Below are 17,631 nucleotides of genomic sequence, written 5' to 3' on the forward strand. Positions count from 1 at the left end.
GGCGGGCGGGCGGCTCCGGGGCGTACGGGGCCGTTCGCCCTCGGGTCGGGGCGGGGTGTGAGCAGCCCGGCAGCACCCGGTGGCGGCCGGCCCGGCCGGGTGCTCCGTCCTGCCGACGGCCTTCGTCCCGCCGGCGGTCAGGAGGTTCGCCACCCACGGATTCCGACACCGCGGGCCGGGTCGGCACCCGGCGTGCCGCGGCCCGGGCGCCGGGGAGTTGGTGCTGGACAAAGCCCCCGGCCCGCACAAGGGTGGTGGACCATGGAGTACACCCACCTCGGCCGTACCGGCCTGACCGTCTCCCGCCTGTGCCTGGGCACCATGAACTTCGGACCGCACACCGAGGAGGCCGACGCCCACCGGATCATGGACGCCGCCCACGAACAGGGCATCAACTTCTTCGACACCGCCAACACCTACGGCGGCCACGGGACCAGGGGCCGAACCGAGGAGATCATCGGCGCCTGGTTCGCCCAGGGCGGCGGCCGCCGCGAGCGCACGGTGCTCGCCACCAAGCTGTACGGCGAGACCGGGACCTGGCCCAACGAGGGCAAGCTCTCCGCGCTCAACATCCGCCGGGCGGTCGACGCCAGCCTGCGCCGCCTGCGGACCGACCACATCGACCTCTACCAGATGCACCACATCGACCGGGACACGCCCTGGGAGGAGATCTGGCAGGCGATGGAGGTGCTGGTCGCCCAGGGCAAGATCGTCTACGTCGGCTCCAGCAACTTCGCCGGCTGGCACATCGCCCAGGCCCAGGAGGCCGCCAGGGCCCGCAACTTCCTCGGCCTGACCAGTGAGCAGTCGCTCTACAACCTGCTGGAGCGCAGCGTGGAGCTGGAGGTCGTCCCGGCCGCCCGGCACTACGGTCTCGGCCTGATCCCGTGGTCCCCGCTGCACGGCGGCCTGCTCGGCGGGGTGCTCCGCAAGGAGCGCGAGGGGGTGCGCCGCAGCCAGGACCGTCAGGCCGGGGTGCTGGCCGCCCGGCGGGACCAGATCCAGGCGTACGAGGACCTCGCCGCCGAACTCGGTCACGAGCCCGGTGACGTGGCGCTGGCCTGGCTGCTCTCCCGCCCGGCGGTGACCGCCCCGATCGTCGGGCCCCGCACCCTGGAGCAACTGCTGGCCGCCGTCCGAGCCCTGGACGTGACGCTGGACCGCAAGACCCTCGACCGGCTGGACGAGATCTTCCCCGGCCGCCGGACCGCCCCGGAGGACTACGCCTGGTAGCCGCCCCGGTACGGCGGCGCAGGCCGGAGCACCCGCGCCGCCGTCCGGGCCCGGGCCTGCCGGGTGGCCCGCGCCGCCGTCCCGGTGCGCCCCGTCCGGTCGGCCTCCGTCCGGGAGGCCCGCCTCCGGTCGACCCCCGTCCGGGCCGCTCTCGACGGGAAGGCGGCGCCGGGCTGTGGCAGGGTCGGGCCATGACGACCGTCGCGGAGATCATCCACCAGGTGCCCTACTACTCCCAGTGGGAGTCCCCCGAGCTGGTCCGGGAGATCATCGCGGGCAAGCTGAGCGCCGCCGACGACCCCCTGTGGGGCCAGTCCGGGGCGGCGACGCAGGAGGAGTACGAGTTCTGGTCCTGGCGGCTCTGCGGCATGGCCTGCCTGCGGATGGCGCTGGACCACTGGTGGGGCGTCGCGCCGCCGGCCATCACCCTTGCGGGTGAATGCCTGGCGGCCGGTGCGTACGTACGCCGGGGCGAGCGCCTGGACGGCCTGATCCACGCGCCGTTCGCCGCCTACGTCGGCGAGCGATGGGGGCTCGCGGCCGAGTCCCGCCCGGAGCTGCCGGCCGAGGACATACCGCGGCTGCTGGCGGACGGGCGCCTGGTGATGACCTCGGTGCACCCGGCCGTCCGCACCCTCGGGCCCGAACCGGCCCGCCGCGGCGGCCACCTGGTGCTGGCGGTCGGCGCGACGGAACAGGAGCTGGTGATCCACAACCCGTCCGGGTTCGCCGGCGAGTCGCAGGCCTTCGCCCGCGTCCCCTGGACGGACCTCCCGCGCTTCTACGCCGGCCGGGGCATCGTGCTCGGCCCGCACGGCGCCGCCCCGGCCGGCCTCTGACCGCCGCGCGGGGCGGTCCTGGGTACGACCTGGTCGTCCCCCCGGCCTGCCGGGGGGACCGCCGTGCGGCGCGGTGCCGGGTACGACCCGGCTTGCGGCCCGCCGACGAGAACCGGATCAGCCCGCGCCGGCGGGCAGCCCGATCGGGTTGATCGGCGGCAGGTCCGTGCGGCAGAGCGCCGAGATGGGCTTGAGGTCGGCGGCCAGCCGGTCCAGCTGGGCACGCGGGTACCCCTCCCAGACCCGGGCCGCGGCCAGGTCGGTGGCGGCCTCCAGCGCCTGGTGGCGGATCCGGCCGCACTCCGTGACGGTGCCCCGCGCGGTCAGCCAGCCACGTTCGACCAGCCGCTCGGCGGCCGCGTCCCACTCCTCGTCCGTCCAGCCGCGGTACGGCTGCAGCTCCTCCCGCTGGAGGTCCAGCGAACATCGGACCACCAGCGCCTCGCACCCGTCCAGACCGGCGGCGACCAGGGCCGCCACGTGCCCGTCCCCGCGGTGCTCGCGCATCACCGTGGCGGCCTGCCAGAGCCGCGCCGGCAGGCCCTCGGGCCGGGGCAGTGCCGCGTTGGCCGAGGCCAGCACCCGTCCCGCGCAGTCCAGCCTGGCCGCGGCCAGCTCCAGCTGGGTCACCACCCGCTCGATCCGGTCCGGCTTGATGTGCTCCAGCAGCCGCTCCAGCGCCGCCGCGGCGCCGGCCGTCCGGGCCTCCAGCGCGGCCTGCGGGGTCACCCTGGTCCACACGTCGGGCAGTGCCCGCTCCACCATGCTGGGGGCGAAGTTGAAGAAGGCGGCGACCACCGGCGCAGCGTCCACCGCGCCCAACGGCGCCGCCCGTCCGGCGAAGTAGCCGCGCCAGCCGCCGCGCAGCCCGGCCGCCTCGTAGGCGGCCCTCCCCTCGGGGGAGAAGTAGGTGACGGCGTGCACCGGCTCGAAGAGCCACCACAACGCGCGGGCGGGATGGACCAACTCGGCCATCTGCAGACCTTCCTCGGAGGGACGGGGACGGGACCACGGCGGCCGTCACGATAGCGCGCACACGGTGTGACGCGGGTCACGGGGACGTATCGCTGTGTGCCACCGGCCGCCCGGCCGGGGGATGATGTGGCCGAGGTGCCCGCTCCCGGCACCCTGGTCCAGCTGTGAAGGCATCGGAAATGGCGCAGATCAACCCCAGCATCCTGTCGGCCGACTTCGCGCGACTGGCCGAGGAGGCCGAGGCCGTCCGGGGCGCGGACTGGCTGCACGTCGATGTGATGGACAACCACTTCGTGCCCAACCTCACGCTGGGCGTCCCGGTGGTCGAGTCCCTCGCGCGCGCCACCGACACCCCGCTGGACCTGCACCTGATGATCGAGGACCCGGACCGCTGGGCCCCCCAGTACGTCGAGGCCGGCGCCGGTTCGGTGACCTTCCACGTCGAGGCCGCCGCCGCGCCCGTCCGCCTCGCCCGGGAGATCCGCTCCAAGGGCGCCCGCGCGTCCATGGCACTCAAGCCCGGCACCCCGATCGAGCCCTACGAGGACCTGCTCCCCGAACTCGACATGGTGCTGATCATGACCGTCGAGCCCGGCTTCGGCGGGCAGGCCTTCCTCGACATCATGCTGCCCAAGATCCGGCGCACCCGGGAGCTCATCGCCAAGTACGACCTGGACCTCTGGCTCCAGGTCGACGGCGGCGTCGCCGCGTCCACCATCGAGCGCTGCGCCGAGGCCGGCGCGGACGTCTTCGTGGCCGGCTCGGCCGTCTACGGCGCCGAGGACCCGGCCGAGGCCGTCCGGGCGCTGCGCGCCCAGGCGGAGCGGGCGACGGCCGGGGCGTCCTGGGCCTGCCGCCACTGACGTCCCGGCCCGCCGGGCCCGGTGCCGCACCTGTCGATCACCTGTGACCGCGGCGGCACCGACCCCGGACCCGCACCCTTCTAGGCTTGGTGACTCACCGTCGAAGGGGGAGAGTGCTGTGGGTCGCGGGGAGACGTCCGGGGGCCGTGCGGGGAGCGCGGGGGAGCGGACCGGCCGGGTGGGCCGGCGCACACTGCTGCGGGCCGCCGCCGGGGCCGGCGCCCTGGCCGTGGCGGCGGCCGGCACCGGAGCGGCGATGGCCGAGGACGTCCTGCCCGGCGGCGCACGGCTGCGCCGGGCCCTCGGCCTGACCGGCCCCGACGGCGTCCTGCCGGCGGCCACCGCCGGCCCGGTGCGCACCGAGGACCGGCGCTCGGCGGCGCGCGGCACCACGGTGCGGCTGATCACGATGACCCCGCCCGGTGACCACCGCGCGGCCGACCTGCCGGTCTGCCTCGCCCTGCACGGCCGCGGCGCCACCGCCCGCACGATGGTCGAGACCGGGCTGCCGGAGTTCCTCTCGGCGGCGGTGGCGGCCGGCGTCCCGCCGTTCGCCGTGGTCGCCGTGGACGGCGGCAACGCCAGTTACTGGCGCCGCACCGCGACCGGCGACGACCCGCAGCGGATGCTGCTGGACGAACTGCCCGGCTGGCTCGCCGAACAGGGGCTGCGCCCGCCCGGCGGCGCGATGGGCATCTCGATGGGCGGCTTCGGCGCCCTCAACTACGCCCGCAACCGCGGCAAGGGCTTCGGCCCGGTGGCCGCGCTCAGCCCCGCCGTGTTCCGCGGCTGGCCGGACGCCGAGGCCGTCGAGGTCTTCCGGGACGAGGCCGATTGGCGCGAGTACGAGCCGCTGCTGCACCTCGACCAGCCGCTCGGCAGCCCGCTCGGGGTCTGGTGCGGCACCGAGGACCCGTTCTGCGCGGCGGCCCGCCGGCTGGCCCCGCACGCCGCCGAGGCGCACTTCCCGCCCGGCGAGCACAGCGGGGGGTTCTGGCGGCGGGTGCTGCCGGACGTCATGCCCTTCCTCGGCCACGCCCTGGCGGGACGGCCCGCCTGACCGCGTCCGGGGGCGGGCGGCCGGTCCCGGACCGCCCCCGGTACGGTCCCGGTGTTCGCCGCCGGTCCGCCCCCGGTCCGCCCCCGGTACGGTCCCGGTGTTCGCCGCCCGCTCCCGGTGCTTCGTGATCCACCCTGTCTGACGGATGATCGTTCGGAACTCCGGTGCGAGCCGGCCCCGACCCCTACGGTGGACCCGACATGAGCAATCTCGACCTGAAGCCCTCCGCGACCCGCTGCGGCGGCGAGGCCGGCACCGGGCCGGTCAAGGAACTGCTGGCCGGACGTCAGGTCCGGCTCGGCGAGAGCACCGAGGTGCGCCGGCTGCTGCCCAACCTCGGCCGGCGGATGGTCGGCGCCTGGTGCTTCGTCGACCACTACGGGCCGGACGACATCGCCGACCAGCCCGGCATGCAGGTGCCCCCGCATCCGCACATGGGCCTGCAGACCGTCAGCTGGCTGCACGAGGGCGAGGTCCTGCACCGCGACAGTCTCGGCAGCCTGCAGACCGTCCGCCCCTACGAACTGGGCCTGATGACCTCCGGCCGGGCCGTCTCGCACTCCGAGGAGTCCCCGCGCGAGCACGCCCGGCTGCTGCACGGCGCGCAGCTCTGGGTCGCCCTGCCCGACGCCCACCGGCACACCGCCCCCGCCTTCGAGCACCACAGCGAGCTGCCGACCGTCACCGCCACCGGCCTGCGCAGCACCGTGATCATGGGCACCCTGGACGGCGCCACCTCACCCGGAACCGCCCACACCCCCCTGGTCGGCGCCGACCTCGCCCTCACCGAGGGCGCCGAACTGCGCCTGCCCCTGGAGCGCGACTTCGAGTACGCCGTCCTGGCCATGACCGGCAGCGTCGACGTGGACGGCGTCCGGGTCGAGCCCGGTTCGATCCTCTACCTCGGCTGCGGCCGCACCGAACTCCCCCTGCTGGCACGGACGGACGGCGCCGTCCTGCTCCTCGGCGGCGAGCCCTTCGAGGAGGAGATCGTGATGTGGTGGAACTTCATCGGCCGGTCCGGTGAGGAGATCGCCCAGGCCCGCGAGGACTGGATGTCCGGCCCCCGCTTCGGCGAGGTGCACGGCTACGACGGGGCCCGGCTGGCCGCTCCCCACCTGCCGACCGGGTCCCTGAAGCCACGGGGCCGGGCGCGCTGAGCCGGGGCTGCACTCAGGGTCGGTGACGGCGGCGAGGGGGAACGCGATCGTGGTGGCTTCCAGGAAGCCGTTCCAGCGAATGGCCCTCCCGGCGCGGCCGCCCGATTTCGGCCGGCGCCGGATCCCGGGGCCTTGCCCGGCGAGCTGGAGCCCGGCGGGCTGCCGGTCCGCGCGTTCCCGGCGGCGTGCGGCGGGTCGCGGACGGCAGTCCGGAAGCCGGCGCCCTGCTGATCGTCGCCGTCGGACCTCTCACGCCGGGCCGATGACCTTCTTCCGCAGGTGTCCGTAGACCACCGAGGTCCGGACGTCCGCGAGTTCCGGTCGCTCCGTCAGCTTGTCCAGCACCACCGCGTGCAGATGATCGGTGTCGCGGACCGCCACATGGAGGAGGAAGTCGTCGGTACCCGTCAGGACGAAGACCGAGATCACCTCCGGCATCCGTGCCACGAAGCTCTGGAACTGCTCGATCACGGTCCGGGTGGGCGGACGGACCCGCACCGCGATCATCGCCTGCAGGCCGCGGCCGAGCGCCGCAAGGTCGGCCTCCGCGTGGAAGCCGGTCAGCACGCCGCGTTCGCGCAGCGAGCGGACCCGCTCCAGGCAGGTGGAGGGGGCGATGCCCAGCTCCTGCGCCAGGTCGCGGTTGGTACGCCGACCGTTCTCCTGGAGAAGCCGGACCAGCGCCGAATCAAGTTCATCCACGTTCCCTCAGATCTGGCCGGAGCCGAATTTAGTTCGTCCTGCTTGGTTGAATTCCGCAGGGGTTGTTAGCCTTTCGCGTGACCTTCCGCTCATTGTTCGACGGATGGTCAAGTCGAGAGGGGCAGCCGCGGTGCAGTACGAGGGTAAGCCCAGGGCCTGGGCGATCTGTTCGGTCGTGGCGGCCGCGCTGTTCTGGAGCAGTTCCTACGCGGTGACCAAGCGGGTGCTCGACGATGTCGGGCCGCTGTCCATCGGGGCCGTCCGGTTCACCTTCGCGGCAGGCCTGCTGACCGTGATGATGCGGCTGCGCCGCACGCCCTCGGCCCGGCCGGACGCCCGCCGGCGGCGGATGCTGTACCTGAGCGGCCTGCTCGGCATCACGGGCTACTTCGTACTGGAGAACGTCGGGGTCGAGCTCTCCACGGCCTCGGACGCGTCGCTGATCGTGGCGACCTACCCGCTGATGACCATGCTCCTGGAGTTGGTGGTGTTCCGGAGCCGGATGCAACGGCTGCGGGTGGCCGGCGTGCTGCTGGCCACCCTGGGTGCCTTCCTGGTGGTCCGCAACGGGGCTGACGTCGGGGGGAGTTCACGGTGGTTCGGTGATGTGCTGCTGCTGCTCGGCGGTCTGGTCTGGGCCGGCTACAACGTGATCGTGAAGCGGTCCGCCGGGGACCTGGACGCGGTGGGCGTCACCTACTACCAGACCCTCGCCGGCGCGGCCGGCTTCCTGCTCGCCTCGCTGCTGGAGGCCGGTGAGTGGCGGGTGCCCGACGCCACCGTCTCCTCGCTGCTGGCCTATCTGGCCGTCGCCTGTTCGGTCGGCGGCTTCCTGCTCTACAACTACGGGCTGCGGCGCATGGCGTCGAGCGTCGCGGTGAACATCCTCAACCTGGTGCCGGCCTTCGGAGTGCTCGGTGCCGTACTGATCAACGGCGAGTCCATCCGGTTCGCCCAGATCGCCGGGGGTGCCGTCATCGTCGCCGGCGTGGCGCTGGGCATGGTCGAGCGGTCCCCGGCCGTGGACCCGGTCACCGTCCGCGAGAGGGCCGTGGCTGTCGAGCGAGCCTGAGCCCCGCGCCTCGGTTCCGCGCTCAGGTCCACTCCTCCCGTCCGCAACCGGGCGCCCGGCCGTGGGCCCCAACTCCCGTCCTGCGCTTCTCATTGACAGCCGTAGGTCCCCCCGACACCATGGACGGCGCCGCCCCTGCCCGAAGGCGTCGCATCCCACCTAGGCGTGGGAGCGCTCCCACGATGGGGTGGAGAAGCATCCCGTGGCGTCACCACCGCCGCGGGCCGCCCGACCTCGCACGTCACCGGTCCGTACGCCCCCACCCCCGTGCGGACCGGTGACGCGCCGCCAGCCCCTGCCCAGCCTGCGACCACTGCGCAGGCCGCCCCGCCCTGGCCGGTCCCGCCCGGCTCCCGACCGCCGTCCGTCACCCCGCCGCCCGCGCCGCGAGGTACCCCCGCCCTCCGTCGCACCCACCCCGCCGTCCCGGAAGGACGCCATGTCGTACCCCGCCGAACCCCCACCCGGCCGCCTCCTCCCCGTCCCGTCGCAGCCGCACCGCCGCCCCAGGCGCGGCCTGGTGGGGTTCGCCCTCGCCGGCGCCCTCGCCGCCGGCCTGCTGCTGCCCCTGCACACCGAGAGCGCCCAGGCAGCGGCGCCGGCGTTCAACTACGGTGAGGCGCTGCAGAAATCGGTGCTCTTCTACGAGGCCCAGCAGTCAGGCAAGCTGCCGGCCACCAACCGGGTGAGCTGGCGCGGCGACTCCGCGCCCGACGACGGCAAGGACGCTGGCCTCGACCTCACCGGCGGCTGGTACGACGCCGGTGACCACGTCAAGTTCGGCCTGCCGATGGCCGCTTCGACCACCATGCTGGCCTGGGGCGGCATCACCCAGAAGCAGGGGTACACCGACTCCGGGCAGATGCAGTACCTGAAGAACAACCTGCGCTTCGTCAACGACTACTTCATCAAGGCGCACCCGGCCCCGAACGTCCTCTACGGGCAGGTCGGCAACGGTGCCGACGACCACAAGTGGTGGGGCTCCGCCGAGGTGCTGCCGATGGCACGCCCGTCGTACAAGATCGACGCCTCCTGCGCCGGCTCCGACCTCGCCGGCGAGACGGCCGCCGCGATGGCCTCCTCCTCGATGGTCTTCGCCGACAGCGACCCGGCCTACGCGGCCACCCTGCTGACGCACGCCAAGCAGCTCTACAGCTTCGCCGACACCTACCGGGGCAAGTACTCGGACTGCATCACCGACGCCAAGAGCTACTACAACTCCTGGAGCGGCTACAACGACGAGCTGGTCTGGGGAGCGCTCTGGCTCTACAAGGCCACCGGGGACGCGAGTTACCTCGCCAAGGCCGAGTCCTCCTACGCCAACCTCTCCACCGAGCCGCAGACCAGCACCCGCTCCTACCGTTGGACCATCGCCTGGGACGACAAGTCCTACGGCGCGTACGTGCTGCTCGCCCAACTCACAGGCAAGCAGCAGTACATCGACGACGCCAACCGCTGGCTGGACTGGTGGACGGTCGGCGTCAACGGCAACAAGGTCACCTACTCACCCGGCGGCGAGGCCGTCCTCGACTCGTGGGGATCCCTCCGCTACGCCGCCAACACCGCCTTCGTGGCACTGGTGTACTCGGACGGCATCACCGGCGACGACACCCGCAGGGCCCGTTACCACGACTTCGCCGTCCGCCAGATCAACTACGCGCTCGGCGACAATCCCCGCAGGTCCAGTTATCTGATCGGCTTCGGCGACAACTCCCCCAAGAACCCGCACCACCGCACCGCCCACGGCTCCTGGACGGACCAGCTCACCAGCCCGGCGAACAGCCGTCACCTCCTGGTCGGCGCGCTGGTCGGCGGTCCGAGCTCGGCGGACGACTCCTACACCGACGACCGCTCGAACTACACCGACAACGAGGTCGCCACCGACTACAACGCGGCCTTCACCGGGGCGCTGGCCCGCCTCTACCGCGAGTACGGCGGCACCCCGCTGGCCTCGTCCTCCTTCCCGGTGAAGGAGAGCCCGGACGGGCCGGAGATGTCCGTGCAGGCCGGGCTGAACACCACCGGCAGCACCTTCACCGAGGTCAAGGCCTATCTCGTCAACAAGTCGGCCTGGCCGGCCCGCGCGATGAAGAACGCCGAACTGCGCTACTACTTCACCCTGGAGCCGGGTGTCAGCCCGAGCCAGCTCACGCTGACCACCAACTACAACCAGTGCGGCGCGATCAGCGGGCCGACCCAGTTCTCCGGGTCCGTCTACTACGTGTCGATCGACTGCTCCAACACCGTCATCGCCCCGGCCGGGCAGTCGGCGTACCGCAAGGAGGTGCAGTTCCGGATCGCCTCCTCGGGGGCCTGGGACCCCTCCAACGACTGGTCGTACCAGAGCATCGGCAAGACTCCGGGCGATGCGCCGATCGACGCGGCGAACCTGGTGCTGCTCGACAAGGGCGTGAAGCAGTGGGGCGCGCTGCCCGACGGATCCACCCCGACGCCGTCCGGCTCGCCGTCCTCGTCGGTCTCCCCGTCCCCGTCCTCCAGCCCGTCGCCGTCCCCGTCCGCTTCGCCGTCCCCCTCGCCCTCGCCCTCGCCCTCGCCCTCGCCGTCGGCGTCGGTGAGCGCCGGCCCGACGGCGCCGGTCACCGGCTGCGCGGTCACCTACGCGGTCAACAGCTGGGGTTCGGGCTTCACCGCCACGGTCACCCTGAGGAACACGGGCACCACGCCGGTCGCCGGCTGGACGCTGGGCTGGACCTTCCGGGCGGGTGAGGCGATCACCAACGCGTGGAGCGCCACCGTCACCCGGTCCGGCGCCGCCGTCACCGCGAAGGACGCGGGCTACAACGCCGCGATCCCCGCCGGCGGCTCGACCTCCTTCGGCTTCCAGGCCGACGGAGCACCCGGTGCGGCACCCGCCTTCACGCTCAACGGGAAGGGCTGCACCGGCTGATCCGCACCACCCGCGCCCACGATCCGGTCTGCTCGAAGGGGTGGACCGGACCCGCGGGGACGTTCCGTCGCCACTGCGCCCGGGTCACGGCCGCCCACGTCGACCCGCAACCCTGCCCGGCCGAGAGGCAGGACGGGGGCTGCGGGTCGACGTGGGCGTCGACGTGGGCGGGCGCCAACCGCCCTGCTGCCGAGCTGGATTCGCCGGGCGCCCGCCGGTCAGGCGGGCTCCGCCCGGGTCAGCCCGGAAGCGACGCCGAGGCCGTGGCCACCGGGGTGGTGGCTTCCGAGGCGGTGGCCTCCGAGGTCGCGACCTCCGCAGCCGTCGTGTCCGGAGTCGTCGCACTCGGGGTCGCGGTGGCCGCGGCCGAGCGGCGGCGGGCCAGGCGGCCGGAGAGCTGGTAGCCGCCGCCCATGAGGGCGATCACGGCGACGGTCTCCAGAGTGCCCCAGACCCAGGTGGAGGTGCTGACCTGCTTCGCCGGGAGCTTCGGGAGCTTCTTGGCGGGGATCGGGGTGGCGGACTGCTCGGACACCTGGGCCTGGTAGGCCTGGTTGCGGGCCGAGCCGTGCAGGAAGGGAGCCACCAGGAGCAGCGCCAGGGCGAGCACCACCTCGACGGCGACCACCGTCGGGAACCTGCGGAGCAGCACGGTGACCAGGGGACGCTGGTCGCCCTCGTCGCGCAGGGCTTCGAGTCGCGGGTGCAGCCAGAACTGGTTGAAGGTGCCGAGGAGCAGCAGGCCGCCGAAGATGAGGATCTTCACACCGAGCACCCGGCCGTACATGGTGGTGACCAGCTGGCTGAGGCCGTCCACGTGCGCCCAGTACAGGAACAGGCCGGAGAGGGTGATGGCGGCGACGCAGGCCGTCGCGGCGACGGAGAAGCGACGGACGGCCACGGACCAGAAGGCGCGTCGTCCGGCGGTGGGGACGGCGCCGGGGACGGCGAGCAGCAGCAGGCCGGCGAGGCCGCCGAACCAGACGCCGCCGCCGAGCAGGTGCAGCATCCAGACCAGGGTGTCGAAGCTGCCGCGGCCCCGGTCGGCGGGCGCCTTGGTGGGGAACTTGGTGGCGCCGAGGGAGACGGAGGCGGCGGCCAGCCCGGCGCCGAGCAGCCAGGTGCGGGCCCGGCCGGCGGCCACCGAGCGGACCGTCAGCGGGGCGACCAGGGCGGCGGCGACCAGGGCGAGGGTGACCTCCAGCCCGGACAGCCGGCCGGCGTTGGTGCCGTCGTAGAGGGAGTCCCAGGCGGCCGACCAGTCGTAGCCGTGGTTCTTGGAGGCGCTGTGCGCGAGTTCGGCGAGCACGGCCGGGGCGGCGAGGACACCGGCGACGACCGAGGCCCAGGCGATCCGGGTGGTGACGGCGGGGAGCGCGGCCGGCGCCGTGCGGGCCGCGGCGGGGCCGGTGGACAGTACGGCGAGGGCGATCAGGCCCACCAGGCCCATCAGGGTGACCCAGGTGGTCCAGGACACGAGGCCGTCGACGAACGGACCGAGGGGGGTGGAGGGTGCGGCCGCCGCCAAGGACGTCAGGGCAGGGGGTATCACAGGCGAGGGCACGGGGGGCCTTCCATCAGCAGGGGGAAACAGGGACTTAGGGTAGCCACACCTAAGTCAGCTCGCAACACTCTGTGGAAGGACGGTATCGGGGTCCTCGCAGCCGCGGCGGGCCGGCTCGGCCGGGCCGAGGGGATCACCCGCATTGGGGTTGGCGGCTCGTTCGTGTACGCGTGCCGTGCGGTCCGCGCGGACCGTCCCCGCCCCGCCGGACCCGCTGGTCACGGCCTGTCAGCGGCCCACGGTCGTCGGCGCGGTGGATCCCGGCGAGGCGCTGCTGCGCCCGGCCGCTCCCGGGCAGACTGGCGGCCATGTCACTCACACCGCCCGCCGGCCGGCGCAGCGCCGGACCGGGAGAATCCGCCCGGCAGGGAGCACCCGCCGGACCGGGAGCACCCGCCGGACGGGGAGAAGCCATCGGCCCCGGAGGCGCCGCCGGCCAGGCCGAGGCCGACCGCGGGCCGCACCGCCTGCCCCGCCAGCAGGCGCCCCGCCACGCGGCCGTGGGCGGGCACATGGTGATCTGCGGCGACGACGCGCTGGCACACCGTCTGACGGTCGAACTCACCCGGCTCTACGGGCAGCGGGTGACGGTCGTCCTGCCGTCCGCCGAGCGCGGTCACGGCCCGCAGATCCAGGCGCTCGCCACCGAGCACGGGCTGCCGGTGGAGGTCGTCGAGGCCGCCGTGCTCGACCACGCGGCGCTGACGGTGGCCGGCGTGCGGAACGCGGTCGCGCTGGCCCTGACCTCGGAGGACGACCAGGCCAACATCCACGTGGCGCTGCGGGCCCGCAGGATCAACCCCGCCCTGCGGCTGACCGTCCGGGTGTACAACCGCAAGCTCGGCCGGCGGGTGGAGCAACTCCTCGACCGGGCCGCCGCCGCCCGCCGTCCGGACCTCCCGCCGGCCGCCCTGGAGGCCTCCACCACCGTCCTCTCGGCGTCGGCCACCGCTGCTCCCGCCCTGGTCGCCGCGACCGTGGCCGGCCTCAGCCACGTGGTCCCCGTCGACGGGCAACTGCTGCGGGTCACGGAGGTCGCGCCCGGCGCGGCCGTGGCGGGCCGCGAGGTCGCCACGCTGGCCGCCCGCACCGACCGGCCCGAGCACGACCGCGCCGAGGAACTGCTCCCGGACCCGGCCCTGCTGCCGCCCGACGGCCGCCGTACGGTGCTGGAGCTCGTCGGCCGGGTGCAGGCGCCGGGCCGGCCGCGCCGGCTGCCCGGCCTGTCCGCCCCGCCGCTCGCTGCGCTCTTCTCCCGTCGTCTGCGCTGGGCCCTCGCGGCCCTGGCCGGCCTGGTGGTCCTGTTCGCCGCCCTCACGGCGACGATCAGCGGCACCACGCCGCAGCATGCCGCCTGGCTCACCGTCATGGACGTGCTGGGCGTGGGCGACCCGGCCACCGAGGAGGGGTCCGGGCGCAAGGTCCTGCAGATCCTGACCGCCGTCAGCGGGATGCTGGTGATGCCGCTGATGATCGCCCTCGCGCTGGAGGCGCTCGGCGCCTTCCGCAGCGCCTCCGCCCTGCGCCGCCCGCCCCGCGGACTGGCCGGCCACGTCGTGCTGGTGGGCCTCGGCCGGGTCGGCAGCCGGGTACTGGAGAGCCTCTGGGAACTCGACGTGCCGGTGGTCTGCGTGGAGCGCGACCCGACCGCCCTCGGGGTCTCCACCGCACGTGCGTACGGGGTGCCGGTGGTGATCGGGGACGCCACCCAGGAGGGTGTGCTGGAGGCCGCGAAGATCGGCCGGAGCGCCGCCCTGGTCACCCTGACCGGCAACGACAGCGCCAACCTCGAAGCGGCCCTGCACGCCCGCGAGGGGAATCCGGAGGTCCGGGTGGTGCTGCGGCTGTTCGACGACGACTTCGCCGGCGTCGTCTACCGGGCCCTGCGCGACTCCTACCCGCGGGCCGACACCCGCAGCCGGAGTGTCTCCTTCCTCGCGGCGCCCTCGTTCGCCTCCGCGATGATGGGCCGCCAGGTGATCGGGGCGATCGCGGTGGGCCGGCAGGTGCTGCTGATCGCGGCCGTGGAGGTCACCGCCAACCCGCTGCTGAACGGACTGACCGTCGCCGAGGCCCAGCGGGCGGGGTTCTGGCGGATCCTCGCCGTCGACCTCAGGGAACCCGCCGCGCGCACGCCGGACCTGTCCCGGCCGGCCGGTGCCGGGCCCGAACTGCTCTGGGACCCGGCGCCGGGCCGCCGGCTCGTCGACGGGGACCTGGTGGTGGTCGCGGCCACCCGCCAGGGCCTCGGCGCGCTGACCTTCGGCCGTCCGTCCTGAGCCGCGGGCCGTCCGTCCTGAGCGGCCGCCGGCCCGGATCACCCGGGCGGGTGATCCGGGCCGGCGGTTGCCGGGCGGGGGTCAGCTGCTGAGGATGCGGGCCTTCTGGGCGGCGAACTCCGCCTCGGTGAGGACGCCCTGTTCCTTCAGGGCGGCCAACTCCTTGAGCTGGTCGAGCTTGTCGTCCATGGACGCGGGGCCGGGCGCCGCCGGGGCGGGCTGGGCCGGGGCCGGTGCGGGTGCGGCCTGCGGTGCCTCCTGGCTGGCCCAACGGTTGGCCTGGCGACGGGAGACGCGGTTGGAGACGGTGGTCGCCGTACCGGCGATGACGGCGGTGCGTGCGACGCCGCGCAGTAGTCCGGGCATGGTTTCCTGCCTGGGGTGAGAGGGCGGACGGGTTGCGGTCGGGAACGGGACGGTGCGGTCAGGCCTTGGCGTCGAGCGCGTCCAGCGCCTCGATCAGATCCTCGACCGGGACGTGCCCCCGCGCGATCATGCGGGCACCCGCACGGCGGAGCGCGGCGGCCAGCGGCGCGGCCCACAGGTTCTCGTAGAGCAGGACGGCGGCGGAGTCGCCGGGAGAGAGGATCGCGCCGGCCTGGCTGCGCTCCTCCTCGCCGAGCAGCCCGGAGGACACGCCCTCGAACACGGCGAGGTCGAGTTGCCCGTCGCCGTTGACGTCGGCCAGCTCGATGCCGCTCACCGAACCGTCCTCCTCCTTCCTGACGAAGGTCAGGTCGAGGATCCGGATGATGCCGCGGTCGACCAGGTCGGCGAGCAGGGGCATGCCCTCCCCGGTCAGGCGGCTGCCGGGGAATTCGACGATCAGGTAGTCGATGGGGCCCGGTTCGATCGGTTCGCTGGATTCGTTGCTCACGTCAACTCCTATCGGTGACGTCCGGTGCGCGGCTGCCGGGTGCCCGGAGCGGGACCGGTCGGGCGTCCCTCGTACGGTCCCCGCGCTGATCGGGGAACGGTCCCGGACGCGACGGGCCCGCAGGCGGCGACCGGGGGTGCGCCGGACCGTGCGGCGCGGCGCCGCGACCGCCGTCCGGCTCCGGACGGGTGCGCTCCTGCGACGCTAACGCTAAATCCCTCCCACGGCGCTCCGGATCACCTGAGGGGGGTGACCCGGAGCGGCGCGCCGGCCGACCGGGTGGGGCCGGGGTCACCCTGCCGGGGTACTCCTGCTCGCGGTCCGGGCCCGGCGGGCTTTGGCTGGGGAGGCGGCCCGTGACGGCGCCTCGCCGTCCGGGACCGCCACCGAGGAGCGACCATGACACCGACCGGACCCGACGGGCCGTCCGAATCCGACGGTCGACCCGGACCCGACGGGCCCTCCGGCCCCGGATCCAGCCCTGGCCCCGGATCGAGCCCCGGTCCGGGATCCAACCCCCGTCCGGGATCCAGCCCCGGACACCCGCCCGAGCCCGGGGCGGAGTCCGGCCCCGCCGAAGGGTTCGGTCTCGGGAAAGAGCCCGGCCCCGGCAAGGCGTCCGGCCCCGGCGAAGCGAAGGGTCTCGGGAAGACGTCCGGCCCCGCGGGGCCCTCCGGCCCCGGCGAACCGCTCACGGCCGGGGCCGAGAGCGAGGAGCTCGCCGCCCTGCACCGCAGGGTCGCGCAGTTGGAGGCCCGGGAGACGAGCCGGCCCCAGCACCACCGCCTGCGCACCACCGGTTCGGTGGTGCTGGTGGTCGTGGCGTCCGTCCTGTCGCTGCTCGCCGTCATCGCGGTGTGGGCGCACGACGAGGTGACCGACACCGACCGGTTCGTCGCCTCGATGGCCCCGCTGGCCCGCAACCCCGACGTGCAGAACGCCCTCGCCAACCGGATCACCACCGCCGCCATCGACCAGATCGATGTCAAGGCGGTGGTGAACGACCTCTCGCAGGCCGCCGCGGACCAGGGCGTGCCGCCGAGGCTCGCCCAGCTGCTGGGCGGTCTGACCGGTCCGCTGGAGAGCGCGCTGACCAACCTCGTGCACAGCGCCGCCGAGCGGGTGGTGACCAGCGACGCCTTCGCGACGGTGTGGGAGACCGCGCTGCGGGCCGGTCACTCCAGCATGGTGAAGGCGTTGACCGGCCAGGGCGGTGGCACCGTCCAGCTGAAGAACGACGAGGTCACCATCGACATCGGGCCGGCCGTCGAGCGGGTGAAGGCCCAGCTGGTCGACGCGGGCTTCGGACCGGCCTCGAAGATCCCGACCGTGCACACCGACTTCGTGGTCTTCTCCTCGCCCGACCTGGCCAAGATCAAGAGCGGCTTCCGGCTCCTGGAGGTGCTCGGCAACTGGATGCCGGTCATCGTCGTGCTGGTCGCCGCGGCCGGCGTCTTCACCGCCTTCAACCGGCGCCGCGCCCTGATCGGCGCCTGCCTGGGGATCGGGGCCGCGATGCTGCTGCTGGGCATCGCGCTGGCCGTGTTCCGCTCCTACTTCCTGGACCACCTGCCCTCCGACGCCTCGCCCGACGCGGCCGCCGCGGTGTACGACGCCCTGGTCACCTACCTGCGCCGGGCCGTCCGCGTGGTCGGCGTGCTGGCCGTCGTGGTCGCCCTCGGCGCCTTCCTGATCGGGCCCTCGCGGGCCGCCGTGACGGTCCGCTCGGTCAGCGGCCACGGCGTCGCCGCCGTCCGCTCGGCCGCCGACTCCGCAGGGTTCCGGGCCGGCCCGGTGGAGCCGATCGTCCGCCGCTGGAAGCGCTGGATCGGCATCGCCGTCCTGCTCGTGGCCGCCGTGATCTTCGCCTTCTGGGACCACCCGAGCGGCGTGGTGGTGTTCTGGTTCGCCGTGGTGGTGCTGATCGCCTTCGCCGTCCGGGAGTTCCTCGCCCCCAGCTACCGGACCCTGCCCCCCGCCACCCCCGCCCCGCGGACGCCCGACCCCGCGGGCGCCTGAGCCCACACGGATGTCCGACCCCGCCGGGGGAGGCCGACCCCCGGCGGAGCGGCCGCCCCGGCCCGCTCCCCTTGCGGGTC

General features: G+C 74.1%; 14 protein-coding genes. 9 read left to right on the forward strand and 5 right to left on the reverse strand.

Annotated elements, in window-relative coordinates:
- Positions 1-261: 261 nt before the first annotated feature.
- On the forward strand, positions 262-1,233 hold the full coding sequence (locus J2S46_RS33680) for an aldo/keto reductase (RefSeq protein ID WP_191288258.1): 972 nt from the start codon (positions 262-264) through the stop codon (positions 1,231-1,233).
- Positions 1,234-1,424: 191 nt separating this feature from the next.
- Positions 1,425-2,072 carry a cysteine peptidase family C39 domain-containing protein gene (locus tag J2S46_RS33685; protein WP_191288259.1) on the forward strand — a complete coding sequence of 216 codons (648 nt, stop codon included), beginning with the start codon at positions 1,425-1,427 and terminating at the stop codon, positions 2,070-2,072.
- Between the two features lie 117 nt (positions 2,073-2,189).
- Here J2S46_RS33685 and J2S46_RS33690 read toward each other — a convergent pair whose 3' ends face one another.
- Positions 2,190-3,047 carry an SCO6745 family protein gene (locus J2S46_RS33690; protein WP_191288260.1) on the reverse strand — a complete coding sequence of 286 codons (858 nt, stop codon included), beginning with the start codon at positions 3,045-3,047 and terminating at the stop codon, positions 2,190-2,192.
- Between the two features lie 179 nt (positions 3,048-3,226).
- On the opposite strand from J2S46_RS33690, the gene rpe reads away from it, so the two are divergent.
- The 3 genes from rpe (at position 3,227) to J2S46_RS33705 (ending at position 6,130) form a co-directional block, all read left to right on the forward strand.
- A complete protein-coding gene (gene rpe, locus J2S46_RS33695) occupies positions 3,227-3,910 on the forward strand; it encodes a ribulose-phosphate 3-epimerase (protein WP_191288261.1) in 684 nt (227 codons plus the stop codon).
- A gap of 178 nt (positions 3,911-4,088) precedes the next feature.
- A complete protein-coding gene (locus J2S46_RS33700; RefSeq protein WP_191288262.1) occupies positions 4,089-4,970 on the forward strand; it encodes an alpha/beta hydrolase in 882 nt (293 codons plus the stop codon).
- 200 nt (positions 4,971-5,170) lie between these two features.
- Positions 5,171-6,130 (forward strand): pirin family protein, encoded by a 960-nt coding sequence (locus J2S46_RS33705; protein ID WP_307352116.1) that lies wholly within the window; start codon positions 5,171-5,173, stop codon positions 6,128-6,130.
- Positions 6,131-6,379: 249 nt separating this feature from the next.
- Here the strand turns inward: J2S46_RS33705 and J2S46_RS33710 are convergent, their stop codons facing one another.
- A complete protein-coding gene (locus tag J2S46_RS33710; RefSeq protein WP_191294576.1) occupies positions 6,380-6,832 on the reverse strand; it encodes an Lrp/AsnC family transcriptional regulator in 453 nt (150 codons plus the stop codon).
- 130 nt (positions 6,833-6,962) lie between these two features.
- On the opposite strand from J2S46_RS33710, the gene J2S46_RS33715 reads away from it, so the two are divergent.
- Positions 6,963-7,904 carry a DMT family transporter gene (locus J2S46_RS33715; RefSeq protein WP_229913412.1) on the forward strand — a complete coding sequence of 314 codons (942 nt, stop codon included), beginning with the start codon at positions 6,963-6,965 and terminating at the stop codon, positions 7,902-7,904.
- Positions 7,905-8,343: 439 nt separating this feature from the next.
- Positions 8,344-10,812 carry a glycoside hydrolase family 9 protein gene (locus tag J2S46_RS33720; protein WP_191294578.1) on the forward strand — a complete coding sequence of 823 codons (2,469 nt, stop codon included), beginning with the start codon at positions 8,344-8,346 and terminating at the stop codon, positions 10,810-10,812.
- Between the two features lie 238 nt (positions 10,813-11,050).
- Here the strand turns inward: J2S46_RS33720 and J2S46_RS33725 are convergent, their stop codons facing one another.
- Entirely contained in the window at positions 11,051-12,376 is a 1,326-nt protein-coding gene (locus J2S46_RS33725; protein ID WP_229913413.1) for a CopD family protein, read from the reverse strand.
- A 308-nt stretch (positions 12,377-12,684) separates the two neighbouring features.
- Here J2S46_RS33725 and J2S46_RS33730 point away from each other — a divergent pair, with 308 nt between their 5' ends.
- A complete protein-coding gene (locus J2S46_RS33730) occupies positions 12,685-14,655 on the forward strand; it encodes an NAD-binding protein (RefSeq protein ID WP_229913414.1) in 1,971 nt (656 codons plus the stop codon).
- 81 nt (positions 14,656-14,736) lie between these two features.
- Here J2S46_RS33730 and J2S46_RS33735 read toward each other — a convergent pair whose 3' ends face one another.
- Together J2S46_RS33735 and J2S46_RS33740 are read right to left on the reverse strand one after the other, a co-directional pair.
- Positions 14,737-15,021 (reverse strand): SHOCT domain-containing protein, encoded by a 285-nt coding sequence (locus J2S46_RS33735; protein WP_191294579.1) that lies wholly within the window; start codon positions 15,019-15,021, stop codon positions 14,737-14,739.
- Between the two features lie 58 nt (positions 15,022-15,079).
- Positions 15,080-15,532, reverse strand: coding sequence for a DUF6325 family protein (locus J2S46_RS33740; protein WP_191294580.1), 453 nt, complete (start codon positions 15,530-15,532; stop codon positions 15,080-15,082).
- Positions 15,533-16,279: 747 nt separating this feature from the next.
- Here J2S46_RS33740 and J2S46_RS33745 point away from each other — a divergent pair.
- Positions 16,280-17,551 (forward strand): hypothetical protein, encoded by a 1,272-nt coding sequence (locus tag J2S46_RS33745; RefSeq protein ID WP_191294581.1) that lies wholly within the window; start codon positions 16,280-16,282, stop codon positions 17,549-17,551.
- Positions 17,552-17,631 lie beyond the last annotated feature (80 nt).

Origin of the sequence: Kitasatospora herbaricolor, assembly GCF_030813695.1 — a bacterium.
In the GTDB taxonomy this organism is placed as follows: domain Bacteria; phylum Actinomycetota; class Actinomycetes; order Streptomycetales; family Streptomycetaceae; genus Kitasatospora; species Kitasatospora herbaricolor.